The sequence below is a fragment of the Xanthomonas hortorum genome (genome assembly GCF_024339125.1).
GTDB lineage: Bacteria > Pseudomonadota > Gammaproteobacteria > Xanthomonadales > Xanthomonadaceae > Xanthomonas > Xanthomonas hortorum.
On the sequence record NZ_CP101417.1, the window covers coordinates 1,995,001 to 2,013,031 of the forward strand.

Sequence of the window (18,031 nt, forward strand, 5' to 3'; positions counted from 1 at the left end):
CCCCTGATAAGGGTGAGGTCGGTAGTTCGAGTCTACCCAGACCCACCACTCTGAATGTAGTGCACACTTAAGAATTTATATGGATCAGCGTTGAGGCTGAGACATGTTCTTTTATAACTTGTGACGTAGCGAGCGTTTGAGATATCTATCTAAACGTGTCGTTGAGGCTAAGGCGGGGACTTCGAGTCCCTAAATAATTGAGTCGTATGTTCGCGTTGGTGGCTTTGTACCCCACACAACACGTACATGTAGCTCCGAGGCAACTTGGGGTTATATGGTCAAGCGAATAAGCGCACACGGTGGATGCCTAGGCGGTCAGAGGCGATGAAGGACGTGGTAGCCTGCGAAAAGTGTCGGGGAGCTGGCAACAAGCTTTGATCCGGCAATATCCGAATGGGGAAACCCACTGCTTCGGCAGTATCCTGCAGTGAATTCATAGCTGCTGGAAGCGAACCCGGTGAACTGAAATATCTAAGTAACCGGAGGAAAAGAAATCAACCGAGATTCCCTAAGTAGTGACGAGCGAACGGGGAACAGCCCTTAAGCTGGAATGGCTTTAGAAAAACAATCTGGAAAGATTGGCCATAGAAGGTGATAGCCCTGTATTTAAAAGGGCCACTCCAGTGAAGACGAGTAGGGCGGGGCACGTGAAACCCTGTCTGAATATGGGGGGACCATCCTCCAAGGCTAAATACTCCTGACCGACCGATAGTGAACCAGTACCGTGAGGGAAAGGCGAAAAGAACCCCGGAGAGGGGAGTGAAATAGATCCTGAAACCGTGTGCGTACAAGCAGTAGGAGCTCGCAAGAGTGACTGCGTACCTTTTGTATAATGGGTCAGCGACTTACTGTTCGTGGCAAGCTTAACCGTATAGGGGAGGCGAAGGGAAACCGAGTCTGATAAGGGCGCATAGTCGCGGGCAGTAGACCCGAAACCGGGTGATCTAGTCATGGCCAGGGTGAAGGTGCCGTAACAGGTACTGGAGGCCCGAACCCACGTCTGTTGCAAAAGACGGGGATGAGCTGTGATTAGGAGTGAAAAGCTAATCGAACCCGGAGATAGCTGGTTCTCCTCGAAAGCTATTTAGGTAGCGCCTCGGACGAATACTACTGGGGGTAGAGCACTGTTATGGCTAGGGGGTCATCGCGACTTACCAAACCATTGCAAACTCCGAATACCAGTACGTACTATCCGGGAGACACACGGCGGGTGCTAACGTCCGTCGTGAAAAGGGAAACAACCCAGACCCACAGCTAAGGTCCCAAATTCACTGCTAAGTGGAAAACGATGTGGAAAGGCATAGACAGCCAGGAGGTTGGCTTAGAAGCAGCCACCCTTTAAAGAAAGCGTAATAGCTCACTGGTCGAGTCGGTCTGCGCGGAAGATTTAACGGGGCTAAGCAGTGAACCGAAGCTTGGGGTGCGTAAAACTTTTGGTTTTATGCGCGGTAGAGGAGCGTTCCGTAAGCCTGCGAAGGTGGATTGAGAAGTCCGCTGGAGGTATCGGAAGTGCGAATGCTGACATGAGTAACGATAATGCGGGTGAAAAGCCCGCACGCCGAAAGCCCAAGGTTTCCTTGCGCAACGTTAATCGACGCAGGGTTAGTCGGTCCCTAAGGCGAGGGCGAAAGCCGTAGTCGATGGGAAGCAGGTTAATATTCCTGCACCTCGCGTGAGTGCGATGGAGGGACGGAGAAGGTTAGGTGTACCGGGCGTTGGTTGTCCCGGGGAAAGGCGGTAGGTTTGGATCTTTGGCAAATCCGGGATCCTTTAAGACCGAGCACCGAGACGAGCCTTTATGGCAAAGTCACTGATACCACGCTTCCAGGAAAAGCTCCTAAGCTTCAGCTCACGAAGACCGTACCGTAAACCGACACAGGTGGGTAGGATGAGAATTCTCAGGCGCTTGAGAGAACTCGGGTGAAGGAACTAGGCAACATGGCACCGTAACTTCGGGAGAAGGTGCACCCTTTTTGGTGGCTCATGCGAGCTATAGCTGAAGAGGGTCGCAGAAACCAGGCCGCTGCGACTGTTTATCAAAAACACAGCACTCTGCAAACACGAAAGTGGACGTATAGGGTGTGACGCCTGCCCGGTGCTGGAAGGTTAATTGATGGGGTCAGCCGCAAGGCGAAGCTCTTGATCGAAGCCCCAGTAAACGGCGGCCGTAACTATAACGGTCCTAAGGTAGCGAAATTCCTTGTCGGGTAAGTTCCGACCTGCACGAATGGCGTAACGACAGCGGCGCTGTCTCCACCCGAGACTCAGTGAAATTGAAATCGCTGTGAAGATGCAGCGTTCCCGTGGCAAGACGGAAAGACCCCGTGAACCTTTACTATAGCTTTACACTGAACGTTGAGTTCGTCTGTGTAGGATAGGTGGGAGGCTATGAAACTGTGGCGCTAGCTGCAGTGGAGCCATCCTTGAAATACCACCCTGTCGTGCTTGACGTTCTAACCTAGATCCGTTATCCGGATCAGGGACCGTGTATGGTGGGTAGTTTGACTGGGGCGGTCTCCTCCTAAAGAGTAACGGAGGAGCACGAAGGTACGCTCAGCGCGGTCGGACATCGCGCACTGTGTGCAAAGGCATAAGCGTGCTTGACTGCAAGATCGACGGATCAAGCAGGTACGAAAGTAGGTCTTAGTGATCCGGTGGTTCTGTATGGAAGGGCCATCGCTCAACGGATAAAAGGTACTCCGGGGATAACAGGCTGATACCGCCCAAGAGTTCATATCGACGGCGGTGTTTGGCACCTCGATGTCGGCTCATCACATCCTGGGGCTGTAGTCGGTCCCAAGGGTATGGCTGTTCGCCATTTAAAGTGGTACGCGAGCTGGGTTCAGAACGTCGTGAGACAGTTCGGTCCCTATCTGCCATGGGCGTTGGAAGTTTGAGAGGGGCTGCTCCTAGTACGAGAGGACCGGAGTGGACGAACCTCTGGTGTTCCGGTTGTCACGCCAGTGGCATTGCCGGGTAGCTATGTTCGGAAGCGATAACCGCTGAAAGCATCTAAGCGGGAAGCGCGCCTCAAGATGAGACTTCCCGGGGCACAAGCCCCCTAAAGGAACCATATAGACTATGTGGTTGATAGGTCAGGTGTGTAAGTACAGCAATGTATTGAGCTAACTGATACTAATGATCCGTGCGGCTTGACCATATAACCTCAAGTTGCCTTGGTCCCAACGAACGTTGGTAGATCCGCAAACGCAAGCTACGTCACAAGTTAACTATGCGAGACGAGCGCCGTAGGTGCTTCCACACGCAAACGCCTGCACATCCTTGTGCACACGTTTGAGGAAGCTCCGACTGGCGACACTCCAACCGTCTCCCTGGTGAAATTAGCGCTGTGGAACCACCCGATCCCATCCCGAACTCGGAAGTGAAACGCAGCTGCGCCGATGGTAGTGTGGCTCAAGCCATGCGAGAGTAGGTCATCGCCAGGGGCTTTACCCGAAACCCTCAGTCCAACAGGACTGGGGGTTTCTTTTTGCGCGGAATTCGGCAAGAAGGCGAAGTCAAAGCCACTGTGGGGGTATGCGCCAAGGTGGAGTCATCGCTGTTCGCCCACCAGATTGATCAATTCCGCTGCACTGCCGGATTGGTCAGTTGGAGAGATGCCAGTAGGCTTGGAAACCTCAGTGCTGGCGATACTGATTCATGCACTGATCGTGTTCTTGCGATCCATCTGCTGCCTTGATGTCTTAGATCACGGCGAATCCATCGCTGACGTAATCCAGCATCGCAAGTCAAAGTGTCGAGTTACGTTTTGCCGATTCTGGCAAGGCATGGCTTGAGGATGAGATGACGCAACGCGCTCAAGGTGCCGATAGGAATATTGATCTGGCACAGGATTACTTTCGTGCTCCGCTTCAATGCTGAGCTGATTTAGTTGTGGCGGCTCATTGGCAAATCTGGATGCAACAAAAACCCCGCTACTGCGGGGTGTTTGTTTTCTGAGTGAGAGAACTGCAGGTGCTGAGCGAGCTCTCAGTCGCCCAATGTCAGCAGCGAGGCGTTACCGCCTGCAGCGGTTGTGTTGACGGTGACGACCTTCTCGGTGGCGAAGCGCAGCAGGTAATGCGGGCCGCCGGCCTTGGGACCGGTACCGGAGAGGCCTTGGCCGCCGAAGGGTTGTACGCCGACGACGGCGCCGATTTGATTGCGGTTGACGTAGACATTGCCAACCGCAACGCGTGTGGTGATGCGGTCGATGGTCTCGTCGATACGCGAGTGCACACCTAGCGTCAGTCCATAACCTGTGGCGTTGATCTGGTCGATAACGATATCGAGCTGGTCTGCTTTCCAGCGGATTACATGCAGCACTGGTCCGAAGATTTCGCGTTGCAGCTGCGTCAGCGAGGTCAGCTCATAGGCGCGCGGGGCGAAGAAGTTGCCATGCACGGTTGCTGGATCCAGTGTCGTGCTGCCGATAAGGCGCGCCTCGCGATCCATGCGTGCTGCATGATCGTCGAGGATCTTGAGTGCATCTGCGTCGATTACCGGACCAACGTCGGTGGACAGTAGCGCAGGGTCGCCGATCTTCAGCTCGCCCATGGCACCGGCGAGCATGGTCATCACCTTGTCGGCGATGTCGTCCTGCACGAACAAGACGCGGGCGGCCGAGCAGCGTTGGCCGGCGGACATGAAGGCGCTGGATATCGCATCCTTGACGACGGCTTCGGGCAATGAGGAGGAGTCGGCGATGAAGGCGTTCTGGCCGCCGGTTTCGGCAATCAGCACACCGATCGCGGCGTCGCGTGCTGCCAGGGTGCGGTTGATGACCCGGGCGGTATCCGTGGAGCCGGTGAAAGCGACGCCAGCCACGCGCGGGTCGTTGGTCAGCGCGGCGCCAACCGTCGCGCCATCGCCTGGCAGGAACTGCACGACAGCCTCGGGGATGCCGGCTTCTTGCAGCAGCTTCACTGCCGCGTAGCCGATCAGGTTGGTTTGCTCTGCCGGCTTGGCGATAACGGTGTTGCCGGCGGCCAGGGCGGCGGCGACCTGACCCAGGAAGATGGCGAGCGGGAAGTTCCAGGGGCTGATACAGACGAACACGCCGCGCCCATGCAACTGCAGCTCGTTGGATTCGCCAGTCGGCCCGGGCAGACGCTCGGGGGCGCCGAACTGGGCGCGTGCCTGGCCGGCGTAGTAGCGCAGGAAGTCGACTGCTTCGCGGACCTCGGCCACGGCGTCGGGCAGGGTCTTGCCGGCTTCCTTGACGCAGATCGCCATGAACTCGGGCATGCGCGCTTCGAGCAGGTCGGCTGCGTGTTCCAGGATGGTGGCGCGGCTGGCGGCGGGCGTGCGGTTCCAGGCGGGCTGCGCGGCGGCAGCGGACGCCAGTGCCTTCTGCACGGTGGCCGGATCGGCCGGCTGCCAATGGCCGACGGTCTCGCGTCGGTCTGCCGGGTTGAGTACCGCTTCGCTGGGCGTGCTGAGTACTGCGCCGGGCACCAGTGGGGTGGCCTTCCACGGTTTGATCGCGGCATTGAGTTGCTCGGCCAGCTGCCGCAGATCGTTGTCGTTGGCGAGATTGGCGCCCATGGAGTTTTTCCTGTGTTGGTTCTGGCTGCGCAACAGATCGGTCGGCAACGGAATCTTGGGATGCGGAATGGAGCTAAACGACGACACCGCTTCGACCGGATCGCGGATCAGGTCTTCGATGGCGACATCCTCGTCGGTGATGCGATTGACGAAGCTGGAATTGGCGCCGTTTTCGAGCAAGCGACGCACCAGGTACGGCAGCAGGTCCTCGTGCGAGCCGACCGGCGCATAGACGCGACACGGCAACCCCAAGCGATCGGCTGGAATCACCTCGGCATACAGGTCATCGCCCATGCCGTGCAGCTTCTGGTGTTCGTAGTGCTTGCTCGTGGCGATCGCGCGCACGGCAGCGATGGTCTGCGCGTTGTGCGTGGCGAACATTGGATACAGCGCATCGCTGTGCGCGAACATGCGACGTGCGCAGGCTAGATACGACACGTCGGTGTTCTGCTTGCGCGTAAAGACCGGATAGCCAGGGTGGCCTTCGATCTGTGCGCGCTTGATCTCCGCATCCCAGTACGCGCCCTTGACCAGACGCACGGGAATCCGACGACCGACACGACGCGCAAGATCGGCTAGAAAGTCGATCGTGTAGGGCGTGCGCTTTTGATACGCCTGCACCGCCAAACCATAGCCTTCCCAGCCATCCAGCGATGGGTCGGAGAACGTGGCCTCGATGATGTCCAGCGACAGTTCCAGACGGTCGGCTTCTTCGGCATCGACGGTGTAGCCGATGCCGTAGGACTTGGCCAGCTGCGCCAGCTCCAGCACGCCCGGTACGAGCTCGGCCATGACGCGCGCGCGTTTGGCGTGCTCGTAGCGCGGATACAGCGCAGACAATTTGATCGAGATACTGGGCGCTGCAAATACGTCGGTGCCGACAAACTTGCCGCTGCGGCCGATCGCATGGATGGCATCGCGATACGCCTGCAGATAGCGCTGCGCATCTTTCATGGTCAACGCGCCTTCGCCGAGCATGTCGAACGAGTAGCGGTAGTTGGCGTTGTCGCCCTTGCGCGAGCGCGCAAGGGCTTCACCAATGGTGCGTCCCATGACGAACTGGTGGCCCATGATCTTCATGGCTTGGCGCACGGCCAGGCGAATGACCGGTTCGCCAACGCGGCCGATCAGGCGCTTGAACGCGCCCGGCACGTCGGCGCGGGTGAGGTCGTTGAGTTGCACCAGCTTGCCGGTGAGCATCAGGCCCCAGGTCGATGCATTGACCAGCACCGAGTCGCTACCGCCGACGTGCTTTTTCCAGTCCGCATCGCCGAGCTTGTCGCGGATCAGCTTGTCTGCGGTGTCCTGGTCGGGAATGCGCAACAGCGCTTCGGCCACGCACATCAGCAGCACACCTTCCTCGCTGCCCAGGTCGTATTGGCGCATGAAGGCTTCGATCGCGCCCTGGTCCTGTGCACGTGCGCGGACGCGGGTGACAAGGTCTGCCGCGACTGCCTGCACCTTGGCCTGTTCGGCGGCGGGCAGGCGGGCCTGGTCGAGCAGTTCGCGTACGTGCTCGGCTTCGTCCTTGAGCCAGGCGGCGGTGATGGCGGCGCGCAATGCACCGGGTGCGGCAGGCAGCTCGGACGCCAACAGCGGGCGCGCAACTGGGTTGGAGGCAAGCGGGTCGAGCTGAGCGTTCATGCGAAAGATGCCTGGGGATCCGCGCTCATTCTAGAGAGCGGAAGTACCTGCGCACTTGTGTGGAAGCGGCAACTTTTCCGCCGTTTTGTGCATGTCGCCATCGCACGCTCAAGCGGACTCGATCGCTGCTGGCTGCAGCCACCTGCATCGGGGAAGTGTTTGATTTACGCGCGTTTTTAGCTGCACTGCAGCAATTGAATGATTGCCGGAAACGCTTGCCGCATGCGTTCGCGCGGGTCTACCATCGGGCTATTCCCGCAGTGCGCTGCGTGTTGCCAATGATCGAAGTGCTGCCGTTGATGTCCGAAGGGGTTGGGACGCAGGTGCGGTTGCGGCCTCCGCGGGCATTGTCGGCTCGGCAATTCGTGCAGTTGTTCGCAGTGTTGGCGGGAACGATGTGGTTATTTGCAGGCCTGGGGTGGTGGACCGGCAATGCGTTCGCGCCGGTGTTCGCCCTGGTGCACAGTGGTGTGGTGGCGCTGGCGCTACGGCAGTTGTGGCGAAGTGGCGAGCGCGAAGAAGCGATCCGGGTGGGGGAAGCCGTTGTCGAGGTGTTTCCGTCCGGGCATGCGCCACCAGCGTTTCAGGCTCATCCGCACTGGGTGCGGTTATCCATGGAACGCGACGACAGGGTGTTGCTGATAAGCAGCGGCAGGCAGATCGAGATCGGAAGTTTTCTCGGGCCGGCCGAACGTGTGGAACTGGCAACTACGCTGAAACGCTTGCTCGCGGCCGCCAATGGCCGTCACCGATGACGTAAGGGTCTAGGCAATGACGCAACGCAGCAGCTGGAAGGCAACGTATTCGAAGATGGCTTTGGCGATGGTGGCGCTGTTGAGCGCACCGGCCGTCTGGGCGCAATCGGCCGACCCGAAGGAATGGCAGCTCAACATGGGCCGCGGAGTCACGCAGACCGCGCGCATGGCCTATGAGGCGCACATGGTGGCGCTGTGGGTCTGCGTGGTGATCGGCGCGCTGGTGTTCGGTGCGATGGGCTATGCGATCTTCAAGTTCCGCAAGTCCAAGGGTGCGGTGGCGGCGCAATTCAGCCATAACACCACGGCCGAAGTGCTGTGGACGGTGATTCCAGTGCTGGTGCTGATTGCGATGGCCTGGCCGGCAACGGCCAAGCTGATTGCGATGTACGACACCCGCGAGTCGGAAATGACCGTCAAGGTGACCGGCTACCAGTGGATGTGGAAATACGAGTATCTGGGCCAGGGCGTGGAGTTCACCAGCCGGCTGGCGCGCGAATCCGATCGCATCCGCCAGAGTGGCGAGCGCCCGACCGCTGCATCGCAGCCGCATTATCTATTGGATGTGGACAATCGCCTGGTGCTGCCGGTTGGTACCAAGATCCGTTTCGTGATCACCGCCGATGACGTGATTCATGCGTGGTGGGTGCCGGCATTGGGCTGGAAGCAGGACGCCATCCCCGGCATCGTCAACGAGGCATGGACCAACATCGAGCAGCCGGGCGTGTATCGCGGGCAGTGCGCCGAGTTGTGCGGCAAGGATCATGGCTTCATGCCGATCGTGGTGGAGGCGTTGCCCAAGGCCGAATTCCAGCGCTGGCTGGCGGCGCGTCGCAGCGCAAGCGCACCACCTGCTGCTGCACCGGCAGGCGCACCTGCACCGGTCTCCGCACCAGCAGCAGCGCCTGCCGGGGAGGCCGCTCCCGCCGCCGCGCCTGTTCCAGCCGCCGCACCGACCGCCGCTCTTTAATCGCTCGCAACCGCACCGTTTTATAGAGGTCGTTCCGTCATGGCGCATACCGCAGTCGATCACCACGGACACCACCAGCCCGGTTTCGTCGAGCGCTGGTTCTTCTCGACCAATCACAAGGACATCGGCACGCTGTATCTGCTGTTCTCCTTCGTGATGTTCATCATCGGCGCGGCGATGAGCGTGGTGATTCGCGCCGAGTTGATGCAGCCCGGATTGCAGTTCGTCAAACCCGAATTCTTCAATCAGATGACCACCGTGCACGCACTGGTGATGATCTTCGGCGGCGTGATGCCGGCGTTCGTCGGCTTGGCCAACTGGATGATTCCGCTGCAGATCGGCGCGCCGGACATGGCGCTGCCGCGCATGAACAACTGGTCGTTCTGGTTGCTGCCGGTCGCGTTCACCTTGCTGCTGCTGACGCTATTCCTGCCCGGCGGTGCGCCGGCCGGTGGCTGGACGCTGTATCCGCCGCTGTCGCTGCAGGGCGGCTACAACGTGGCCTTCAGTGTGTTTGCGATCCATGTCGCCGGCGTCAGTTCGATCATGGGCGCGATCAACATCATCGCCACCGTGCTCAACATGCGTGCACCCGGTATCGATCTGTTGAAGATGCCGATCTTCTGCTGGGCCTGGCTGATCACCGCGTTCCTGCTGATCGCAGTGATGCCGGTGCTGGCCGGTGCGGTGACCATGTTGCTGACCGACAAGTTCTTCGGCACCAGCTTCTTCAATGCGGCCGGCGGCGGCGACCCGGTGATGTATCAGCACATCTTCTGGTTCTTCGGGCATCCCGAGGTTTACATCATGATCCTGCCGGCGTTCGGCGTGGTCAGCGAGATCATCCCAACCTTCAGCCGCAAGCCGCTGTTCGGCTATCAGGCGATGGTCTATGCGATCGCGGCGATCGCGTTCCTGAGCTTTATCGTGTGGGCGCACCACATGTTCACCGTGGGCATGCCGCTCGGTGGCGAAATCTACTTCATGTTCGCCACGATGCTGATCTCCATCCCGACCGGGGTGAAGGTGTTCAACTGGGTCAGCACGATGTGGAAGGGTTCGCTGACGTTCGAATCGCCGATGCTGTGGGCGGTGGCATTCGTGATTCTCTTCAGCATTGGTGGGTTCTCGGGCCTGATGCTGGCGATCGTGCCGGCGGATTTCCAGTATCACGACACCTATTTTGTGGTCGCGCATTTCCATTATGTGTTGGTCACCGGCGCGGTATTCGCGTTGATTGCGGCGGTGTATTACTGGTGGCCGAAGTGGACCGGGCGTATGTACAACGAGGCCTGGGCCAAGTTCCACTTCTGGTGGACGATGGTCTTCGTCAACCTGCTGTTCTTCCCGCAGCACTTTCTCGGCCTGGCCGGCATGCCGCGGCGGATTCCCGATTACAACGTGGTGTTCGCAGACTGGAACCTGATCAGTTCGATCGGCGCCTTCGGCATGTTCGCCACCCCGTTCCTGATGGCCGGCATTCTGTTTGCTTCGCTGCGCAATGGCGCAAAGGCCGAGGCGCGCGCCTGGGAAGGCGCAAAGGGGTTGGAGTGGACGGTGCCATCGCCCGCACCTGCGCATACCTTCACCGTGCCGCCGGTGATCAAGCCCGGAGATCTTGCGCATGAAGACATCGGTCACTGAGTCCGCGCCGCTGCCGGCCGTGGCACGTCTGCTCTCCGCTGCCGAACGGCAGGCGCAACAGCGCCGCGCCGTGCGCCGCACCTCGATCACGGTCGGCATCATCGCGTTGCTGATCTACGCAGGTTTCATCGCTTCGGGAGTCATCGGGCGTTGAGTACCCACGCGCCCGCGCCTGCACCGACTGCCGGCCTGTTCAAACTGCTGGGCGTGGTGTTGGGCGTGTTCGTACTGACGTTTTCGTTGGTGCCGCTGTATCGCATCGCGTGCGAGAAAGTATTCGGTATCCGCATGGAGCGGGCACCGGGCAGCTCGCGTGCCAACGCCGCGGCGATTGCAGGGCCTGGCAAGCGCACGGTGCGTGTGGAGTTCGATGCAGGAGTAAATTCCAAACTGCCGTGGACCTTCCATCCCGAGCAGATGACGATGGATGTGGTGCCCGGCGAGCTCAACGAGGCGCTGTATTTCGCGCGCAACGATAGCGCGCGTGCGGTGGTTGGCAGCGCGGTGCCATCGGTCGCACCGGCGCGTGCGTCCGGATACTTCAACAAGACCGAATGTTTCTGTTTTACCGCGCAGACCTTGCAGGCCGGCGAAACGCGCGATATGCCGCTGCGTTTCATCGTCGACCCTGCGTTGCCGCCGGAAGTCACCACGATCACCTTGTCCTACACGTTTTATCGCAACGACACCCTGACCTCGGAGTTGCAAGGCGGTGGCGCATCCAGCGCGCCGCGTGCGGCACCGTAATCCTTTCTCCACACGCAGCACCGACACGGAAGCAACGCCATGGCCGACCACAGTCCCAATGCCGACGCGTATTTCGTCCCGAGCCATAGCAAGTGGCCGTTTGTCGGGTCGATTGCGATGTTCGTGATGATGATCGGCGTGGCCAGCTGGCTCAACGATGCGGCCTGGGGGCGTTGGACGTTCTTCGCTGGCGTTGCGATGTTGCTGGCGACCTTGTTCATGTGGTTTGGCGATGTCATCCGCGAATCCAATGCCGGGCACTACAACCGCCAGGTGGATGGGTCCTTCCGCATGGGGATGGTGTGGTTCATTTTTTCCGAGGTGATGTTCTTCTGCGCCTTCTTCGGCGCATTGTTCTATACGCGTGTGCTGACGCTGCCCTGGCTGGGCGGCGAAGGCGATGGTGTAATGACCAACGAGCTGCTGTGGAATGGCTATTCCGCCGCGTGGCCGACCAACGGCCCGGGCACGATCGGCGGGCAGTTCCAGACCATCCCGGCGTGGGGCCTGCCGCTGATCAATACGTTGATCCTGCTCAGCTCCGGTGTGACGCTGACCATTGCCCATCACGCGCTGAAAGGTGGCCGGCGCGGTGCGCTGCTGTTGTGGCTCGGGTTGACCGTGCTGCTGGGTTGCGTGTTTTTGTTCCTGCAGGCCGAGGAATACATCCACGCCTACACCGAGCTCAATCTGACGCTTGGCTCCGGCATCTACGGCTCCACGTTCTTCATGCTCACCGGCTTCCACGGTATGCACGTGTTGCTGGGCACCATCATGTTGGCGGTGATGTGGCTGCGCGTGGCGCGCGGGCACTTCACCCGCGACAACCATTTCGCCTTTGAAGCGGCCGCGTGGTATTGGCACTTCGTCGACGTGGTGTGGCTGGCGCTATTCCTGTTCGTGTATGTACTTTGAGGGCGGGGATTCGGGAGTCGGGATTGGGATTTCGCAAGAGCGGTCCGCTTTTGCTATTACGAATCCCCAATGCCGAATCCCCAATCCCATCGGCCGCGTCAGCGGCCGAGCCCATGCGGCTTGATCCAGCCGGTGTAGATACCGAGGATCACCACCGCGATCAGTGCGACTGAGAGACCGATGCGCCAGGTGAGTGCGTTGACGGTGCGCTTGGTCTCGCCGCGATCGGTGAGCAGGTAATAGAGACCTGCGCCCAGGTTCCATAGGATCACGATCAGGAAGGCGACAATCAGCAGCGTCTTGAGCAAATCGTTCACAACAGCCCCGGTGGTCGTCGGCGTGGTAACGGCATTGCACGCCTTTTTGCGTCGCTTGTCATGATGCGCAAGCACACGGCGGTGCTGGGCTGGTGTCTGGCGTTGCTGGTCAGCGCTGGTTTTGCGGCACTTGGGTACTGGCAGCTGCAGCGCATGCACAGCAAGCAAGCGTTATTGGAACGCGCTGCGCATGTGCGCGAGATGCCGTTGACCTTGGTGCAAGCGTTAGCCACGCCGCATGTGCTGGCATGGGTGAGCGGAGACGTGCGTTTTCTGCCGCAGCAGGTGTTGCTGGACAACCAACTGCATGCAGGGCGCGCCGGTGTGCGCGTTTATCAACTTGCCGCGCCACAAGGCAGCCCAGGCACACTACTGATCGATCTGGGCTGGCTGCCGTTGCCGGCCAATCGGCAGTTACCGACGATCACGCCACTGCACGGGACCCAGGCAGTGCAGGGGTTGTTGAGTGCGCCGCCATCGGCCGGACTTGCGATGGGGCCGGCATTGGCCCCCGCCGGTACGCCGCAGACCTGGCTGGCCACACGCCTGGATGCGCCCGCCCTGCGCAGTGCCTTTGGCAGGCGCGACATTTCGTCGCAGGTATTGCGGCTGGATCCGGCCCTACCGGTCGGTTATGCGCGCGATCTGGAGATGCTGCCGAATACGCTGCCACCCGCGCGGCACTTGGGTTATGCGGTGCAATGGTTCGGTCTGGCCGCAGCGGTATTGGTCACCGCGACGTTGCTGACATGGCGTGCGCGTCGCCGCCGTCGACGCGGGCACTGACGCCTGCGGCATGAGAAAATCGCCGGCATGACCTCATCCACATCGGCCACGCCGCATTCGGTCAAACGCGGCCGCAGGATGCTGATTGCCCTGGCGGTGCTGTTCTTCGGCTCGATGTTGCTGGCCGGCGTGCTGCGCTTCTCCGGATGGCAGCCGGCATCGATGCGCAATCACGGCGAACTGCTGAAGCCGCCCGCCGACCTGCGCGCGGTGGTGCCGCTGCGCGCGGACGGGCAGCCGTATGCATGGACCCCTGCCGAACGCGTGTGGCGCATCGCGCTCGCACCGCCCGCCAGTTGCACGCAGCAGTGCGTGACCTTGGCGGCCGAACTGGACAAGGTGTGGCAGCTGCTCGGCCATCGCGCCGACAAGGTGGAGGTGTTGTGGATCGGCGCCCCGCCAGCCGGTCTGCCGCCGATGCCGGCCCTGCGTGTGCTGCGCGACGACGCGCGGCTGCGGCAGGCGTTACCACGCGCTACCGATGCGGCCGGCGTGCCGGTGTATGTGATCGACCCCAACGGCTTCGTGATCCTGCGGTATGCCCCAGGGTTCGACCCGGCCGGCCTGCGCGCCGATCTGGTCAAGCTGCTGAAACTGATGTGAGCCCGTTTCGATGAATCTGTTTGCGCCACCGGCATTGTTCCGCCACTTCCATCGCATGGCCTGGCTGGCGGCGTTGTTCACTGCGAGCACGATCCTGTTCGGGTCGTTCGTGCGTCTGTCCGATGCCGGTATGAGCTGCCCGGACTGGCCGACCTGCTATGGCCGCGTCACCTGGCCGCAGACCAGCGACGAAGCCAATACGCATGTTGCCAGCAAGATCCGCCCGCTGGAGTCGCACAAGGCCTGGCGCGAGCAGGTGCACCGCTTCCTGGCCGGCGCGCTCGGGGTGGAAGTGCTGGTGCTGTCGTTGCTGGCGGTGCGCCGCAGACGCATGGGCATCGCCCAGGTGGTGACTGCGGCGGTGCTGGTGGCGTTGTCGATCCCGCTGTACATGTCCGGCTGGCACACGTTGGCGTCCGGGGTGGCAATCGCGGGCGAAGCCATCCTGCTGCTGGCCGCGCTGCGCTGGAGCAATATCGATCTGGCCCGCGCGGCGGTGCTGACGTTGGCGGTGGTGATCTTCCAGGCGCTGCTGGGGATGTGGACAGTGACGCTGCTGCTCAAGCCGATCGTGGTGATGGGCCATCTGCTGGGCGGCATGCTGATGTTCTCGCTGCTGGTGTGGATGGCCTGGCGCGCGACGCATCTGCCGATCACGCTGGCCGACGCCTCGCGGCTGAAGTGGCTGCTGCGCCTGGGCGTGGCGGTGCTGGGCCTGCAGATCGCGCTGGGCGGTTGGGTCAGTGCCAACTACGCGGCGCTGGCCTGCGGCGGCGGTAGCTGGTCGGCCGACAATTTCCCGCGTTGCGTGAGCCAATGGTGGCCGCCACACGACTTCCGCGAAGGCTTCACACTCTGGCGCGGGATCGGCGTGGATTACGAAGGCGGTGTGCTCGATGGCGCGGCGCGTATCGCGATCCAGATGGCGCACCGGTTGTGGGCAATTGCGACAGCGCTGTATCTGTGGTGGCTGGCCTGGCGCCTGTCGCGCTCGCCGGGCATGCGCGTGTGGGCCGGTGCGCTGGCGGTGCTGGTGGCGGTGCAAGTGACGCTGGGCATGCTCAACGTCAAGCTGGCGTTGCCGCTGGAAGTGTCGGTGCTGCACAACGGCGGGGCGGTGGCATTGTTGTTCGTGCTGGTCTCGCTGCTGGCGCGGCTGCGCGCGCCGGAGTGAACATGGCTGTCAGCGCACGCGATTACTGGGATCTGACCAAACCCAAGGTGGTGGCACTGATCGTGTTCACCGCATTGGTGGGCATGTTCCTGGCCATCCCCGAGGTGCCGACGTGGCTGCAGGTGCGCACCGGTGCGTTGGGCTTTCTGGGCATCTGGCTGGCGGCGTCGGCGGCGGCGGCGATCAATCAATTGCTCGATGCCAAGATCGATGCACAGATGGCGCGCACCTCTTGGCGCCCGCTGGTGGTGGGCAAGGTGCGGCCGTGGCAGGTGCTGCTGTTCGCCAGCGTGCTGATCGTGATTTCCATGACCATTCTGGTGGTCTGGGTGAATGTCATCACGGCGGTGCTGACGTTTGCTTCGCTGATCGGTTATGCGGTGATCTACACCGTGTACCTGAAGCGTGCGACCTCGCAGAACATCGTGATCGGCGGGCTGGCCGGTGCCACGCCGCCGATGCTGGGCTGGGCGGCGGTGACGGGTTTACCGACCAGCGCCGACTGGATCAATGCCTCTCTGCTGGTGCTGATCATTTTCATCTGGACGCCGCCGCATTTCTGGGCGCTGGCAATCTTCCGTCGCGCCGATTACGCCAAGGCCGCGATCCCGATGTTGCCGGTGACCCACGGCGTGCCGCATACGCGCAGGCAGATCCTGGTCTACACGGTGCTGCTGGCGATCGTGACCCTGCTGCCCGTGGCGGTGAGCATGAGCGGGGTGTTCTATCTCGGCGGCGCGCTGGTGCTCAACGTGGTGTTTCTCTGGTACGCCTGGCGCATGCTCGACCCGCCGGACGAATTGTTCTCGATGAAGATGTTCGGGTATTCCATCGTGTATCTGATGGCGCTGTTCGCGTTCCTGATGGTGGATCACTTGGTGCTGCCGTGGGTCCGCTAGCGGCAGCGACAGGCAGCTGACGCCAGGAGCGGCTGACAAAGCTGCTGTGCGGCCGCCGATGGGTGCGGCCAGTGCTCGGACGCGGCATGTACCAGTCGTACACGCAGGTCCCGAGCACGTTCAACATTCATTGGCCAACCGCCAACCGCGCACTACGCTCTGTCAGCCGCGCCAAGTCGCCGCGCAACTGCGTGCACGGTTGCGCAGGCTCAGCTCAGCCAGTTGGCGCACTCGCTGGTGTTCTTGCTGCCGCAGCTGGTCTGCATCTTTTGCTGAAGTCGTGTCAGCACCGCATTGCCTTGCTGGTGATGCTGCTTGCCCCAGGTCTTGAGTGCAGCGCCCAGCGTTGCGAAGCGCTGCCGGGTGCGTTGGCGATAGCCATCGGGTTGCCCGGCCAGCTCGCCGATCACCTGCGTTGCAGCTGCTTCGATGCCGGCGGTGTCGTCGGGGCTGAGCCGGATCAGGCCATCCACATACATCACGCCCCACTGCACCCGGGTGGCGGGTCCTTGTGCACCCTCGTAGGCTTTCTTGAGCCAGGACAGCGCGGTCTTTTTATCGCCGCGTTGTTCGGCCAGATCGGCCAGTTCGGGCATGTAGTAGTACGGTGTCTTGCTGCGTGCCAATTCGGCCAGCAGCAACTGCTCGGCGCCACTGCCATCGCCTACTTCGCTCAGTAGCGCCGCGGCGGTGCTGATGGTTGATTGGCGCTCTTCGTCGGTCTTGGCGGTGTCGGTGGCCCATTGCACGCGTTGCTGCACGGTATCGACCACGGTTTTGGGGAGTGGTGGTTGCGGGCCTTTCGCTTCGGTTTCGGTGGGCTGGCCCTGCGCCAGGCGTGCCAGCTGGATCTGTGCGTAGGCAGTGCCCAGCCGGTCGGCGATCGGCAGCGCGGTGTCGGCATAGACCTTGTCCAATGCCAGATTCAGCGCGTTGGACAAGGTGGCGCGCTCGCTGGCATCGCTGCTGGCAGCGTCGACCAGACGCGCGGGGACGTAGGTCAGCGTGCCGAGATTGGCGCGTACTTCTGCCGGATCGGCCAGTACCGATTCCAGCAGGGTGCGAGCAGCCGGAGTCGGGGCGGGAGGCTCCTTGGCCGCCGCAATCGCTGCCAGCGCGAAGCTGCGTTGCAGGGCCGGCTGCGGGGCCGATTTGGACAGGCGCGTGAGTACATCGACGGCCTCATCGGGTTTGACGAGCCGATCGTCGGTGCCCCAGGCGTAATTGCCGAGCACGGCCCAGTCGTCCGCGCTGAGTTGCTGCGGGGTCTGCAATGCGGTGTCGAGCAGTTGCTTGGCGGTGCTGGTGCTCTTGGCTGCCACGCGCAACACATCGGCCAGACGTGCGTTGTCGGCGTCGCCGGCCAGGCGGGTGATCTCGCTGCGATCCGGGCGCAGCACGATGATGGTCGGGTAGCCCTTGATGCCGAAGCGCTCGCCCCAGGCCTGCGCGCCTTCGGAATCGCCATCCAGGTGCACCGCCACGAATTGCTGGGTGCGGGCGATGAAGGCCGGATCCTTGAACAAGGTGGCCTTCAGACGATTGCACGGCGGGCACCAGGCCGCGCCCCAGTACAGCAGGATCGGCTTGCCGCTTTCCTTGGCCTCGACAAACGCGTCTTCCACATCGCCCTCGCGCCAGGCGATGCTGGACGCTGGGGCAGGCGTGGCCGTTGCCTTGGTCTGCGCGGGTGCCGATGGCGTCGCGGGCTTGTCGCAGGCAGTCAGGGTGGCGAGTACCGCCAGCAGCACGATCAAGGACGGGGAAGGGCGTCGGAACGACAGCGTCATGGCAATCACCGATTGGGGGCGGCAGGGGGACGATCAAGCACTCTAGCGAGCTGTGCCTTGCCAACCATGCGACAGCTCATGACGCTTGTCCATCTGCTTAGAACCCGCTCCGAGCTGCAATGCGAAGTGCCATCACGTGGAGCGTCGTGGCTTGGCGTGGGAGGCAGATGCAACCCGCCGACAGCAGGCAGGCATCTGTAGGCCACGCAGCGCGAGTCGCGCCTGCGTGTAAGCGATCAG

The 18,031-nt window shown here is 61.6% G+C and carries 13 protein-coding genes, 1 tRNA gene and 2 rRNA genes (1 of these 16 cut by a window edge); 13 read left to right on the plus strand and 3 right to left on the minus strand.

Annotation, left to right across the window (positions count from 1 at the left end; translation table 11 throughout):
* The 3 genes from NMB96_RS08360 to rrf all read left to right on the plus strand — a co-directional run.
* A tRNA-Ile gene (locus NMB96_RS08360) sits at positions 1-48 on the plus strand; it begins 29 nt to the left of the window's first position.
* Positions 49-276: 228 nt separating this feature from the next.
* Positions 277-3,160: ribosomal RNA gene (locus tag NMB96_RS08365) — 23S ribosomal RNA — on the plus strand.
* Between the two features lie 171 nt (positions 3,161-3,331).
* Positions 3,332-3,446 (plus strand): 5S ribosomal RNA (rrf, locus tag NMB96_RS08370).
* A gap of 544 nt (positions 3,447-3,990) precedes the next feature.
* Here rrf and putA read toward each other — a convergent pair.
* On the minus strand, positions 3,991-7,191 hold the full coding sequence (putA, locus tag NMB96_RS08375; protein ID WP_255086649.1) for a bifunctional proline dehydrogenase/L-glutamate gamma-semialdehyde dehydrogenase PutA: 3,201 nt from the start codon (positions 7,189-7,191) through the stop codon (positions 3,991-3,993).
* 278 nt (positions 7,192-7,469) lie between these two features.
* On the opposite strand from putA, the gene NMB96_RS08380 reads away from it, so the two are divergent.
* From NMB96_RS08380 to NMB96_RS08405, 6 genes are read left to right on the plus strand one after another with little or no spacing between them, the layout of a single operon-like run.
* Positions 7,470-7,946, plus strand: coding sequence for a DUF2244 domain-containing protein (locus NMB96_RS08380; RefSeq protein ID WP_043889510.1), 477 nt, complete (start codon positions 7,470-7,472; stop codon positions 7,944-7,946).
* A 16-nt stretch (positions 7,947-7,962) separates the two neighbouring features.
* Positions 7,963-8,916 (plus strand): cytochrome c oxidase subunit II, encoded by a 954-nt coding sequence (gene coxB / locus NMB96_RS08385; RefSeq protein WP_255086650.1) that lies wholly within the window; start codon positions 7,963-7,965, stop codon positions 8,914-8,916.
* 39 nt (positions 8,917-8,955) lie between these two features.
* Positions 8,956-10,560, plus strand: coding sequence for a cytochrome c oxidase subunit I (gene ctaD, locus NMB96_RS08390; protein ID WP_115039521.1), 1,605 nt, complete (start codon positions 8,956-8,958; stop codon positions 10,558-10,560).
* Positions 10,541-10,714 carry a hypothetical protein gene (locus tag NMB96_RS08395; protein WP_023905447.1) on the plus strand — a complete coding sequence of 58 codons (174 nt, stop codon included), beginning with the start codon at positions 10,541-10,543 and terminating at the stop codon, positions 10,712-10,714. Before ctaD ends, NMB96_RS08395 begins: the two co-directional genes overlap by 20 nt.
* A complete protein-coding gene (locus tag NMB96_RS08400; RefSeq protein ID WP_023905446.1) occupies positions 10,711-11,307 on the plus strand; it encodes a cytochrome c oxidase assembly protein in 597 nt (198 codons plus the stop codon). Before NMB96_RS08395 ends, NMB96_RS08400 begins: the two co-directional genes overlap by 4 nt.
* A gap of 39 nt (positions 11,308-11,346) precedes the next feature.
* Positions 11,347-12,222, plus strand: a complete 876-nt coding sequence (locus NMB96_RS08405) for a cytochrome c oxidase subunit 3 (protein WP_006449737.1) — start codon at positions 11,347-11,349, stop codon at positions 12,220-12,222.
* Between the two features lie 98 nt (positions 12,223-12,320).
* On the opposite strand, the gene NMB96_RS08410 is transcribed toward NMB96_RS08405, so the two are convergent.
* Positions 12,321-12,539, minus strand: a complete 219-nt coding sequence (locus NMB96_RS08410; protein WP_255086651.1) for a twin transmembrane helix small protein — start codon at positions 12,537-12,539, stop codon at positions 12,321-12,323.
* Between the two features lie 60 nt (positions 12,540-12,599).
* On the opposite strand from NMB96_RS08410, the gene NMB96_RS08415 reads away from it, so the two are divergent.
* Genes NMB96_RS08415 through cyoE form a run of 4 tightly spaced genes read left to right on the plus strand, consistent with a single transcriptional unit; the run spans position 12,600 to position 16,001 of the window.
* The gene (locus NMB96_RS08415) at positions 12,600-13,325 is read left to right on the plus strand and encodes an SURF1 family protein (protein WP_023905445.1); all 726 of its coding nucleotides are present in this window, start codon (positions 12,600-12,602) and stop codon (positions 13,323-13,325) included.
* A gap of 27 nt (positions 13,326-13,352) precedes the next feature.
* Positions 13,353-13,928: a hypothetical protein gene (locus NMB96_RS08420; RefSeq protein WP_255086652.1), complete on the plus strand. Its 576-nt coding sequence runs from the start codon at positions 13,353-13,355 to the stop codon at positions 13,926-13,928.
* A 10-nt stretch (positions 13,929-13,938) separates the two neighbouring features.
* Positions 13,939-15,102, plus strand: a complete 1,164-nt coding sequence (locus NMB96_RS08425; RefSeq protein WP_023905443.1) for a COX15/CtaA family protein — start codon at positions 13,939-13,941, stop codon at positions 15,100-15,102.
* A 2-nt stretch (positions 15,103-15,104) separates the two neighbouring features.
* Entirely contained in the window at positions 15,105-16,001 is an 897-nt protein-coding gene (gene cyoE / locus NMB96_RS08430; protein ID WP_023905442.1) for a heme o synthase, read from the plus strand.
* A 209-nt stretch (positions 16,002-16,210) separates the two neighbouring features.
* Here cyoE and NMB96_RS08435 read toward each other — a convergent pair whose 3' ends face one another.
* Positions 16,211-17,791, minus strand: coding sequence for a thioredoxin family protein (locus NMB96_RS08435; protein WP_043889509.1), 1,581 nt, complete (start codon positions 17,789-17,791; stop codon positions 16,211-16,213).
* Positions 17,792-18,031 lie beyond the last annotated feature (240 nt).

Excerpts from the sequence above, each read along its gene's own strand:
- NMB96_RS08435 (WP_043889509.1), bottom strand. The coding sequence starts at position 17,791 with ATGACGCTGTCGTTCCGACGCCCTTCCCCGTCCTTGATCGTGCTGCTG.
- NMB96_RS08425 (WP_023905443.1), top strand. The coding sequence starts at position 13,939 with ATGAATCTGTTTGCGCCACCGGCATTGTTCCGCCACTTCCATCGCATG.
- NMB96_RS08415 (WP_023905445.1), top strand. The coding sequence starts at position 12,600 with ATGATGCGCAAGCACACGGCGGTGCTGGGCTGGTGTCTGGCGTTGCTG.
- coxB (WP_255086650.1), top strand. The coding sequence starts at position 7,963 with ATGACGCAACGCAGCAGCTGGAAGGCAACGTATTCGAAGATGGCTTTG.
- NMB96_RS08395 (WP_023905447.1), top strand. The coding sequence starts at position 10,541 with ATGAAGACATCGGTCACTGAGTCCGCGCCGCTGCCGGCCGTGGCACGT.
- cyoE (WP_023905442.1), top strand. The coding sequence starts at position 15,105 with ATGGCTGTCAGCGCACGCGATTACTGGGATCTGACCAAACCCAAGGTG.
- NMB96_RS08420 (WP_255086652.1), top strand. The coding sequence starts at position 13,353 with ATGACCTCATCCACATCGGCCACGCCGCATTCGGTCAAACGCGGCCGC.
- putA (WP_255086649.1), bottom strand. The coding sequence starts at position 7,191 with ATGAACGCTCAGCTCGACCCGCTTGCCTCCAACCCAGTTGCGCGCCCG.
- ctaD (WP_115039521.1), top strand. The coding sequence starts at position 8,956 with ATGGCGCATACCGCAGTCGATCACCACGGACACCACCAGCCCGGTTTC.
- NMB96_RS08380 (WP_043889510.1), top strand. The coding sequence starts at position 7,470 with ATGATCGAAGTGCTGCCGTTGATGTCCGAAGGGGTTGGGACGCAGGTG.
- NMB96_RS08405 (WP_006449737.1), top strand. The coding sequence starts at position 11,347 with ATGGCCGACCACAGTCCCAATGCCGACGCGTATTTCGTCCCGAGCCAT.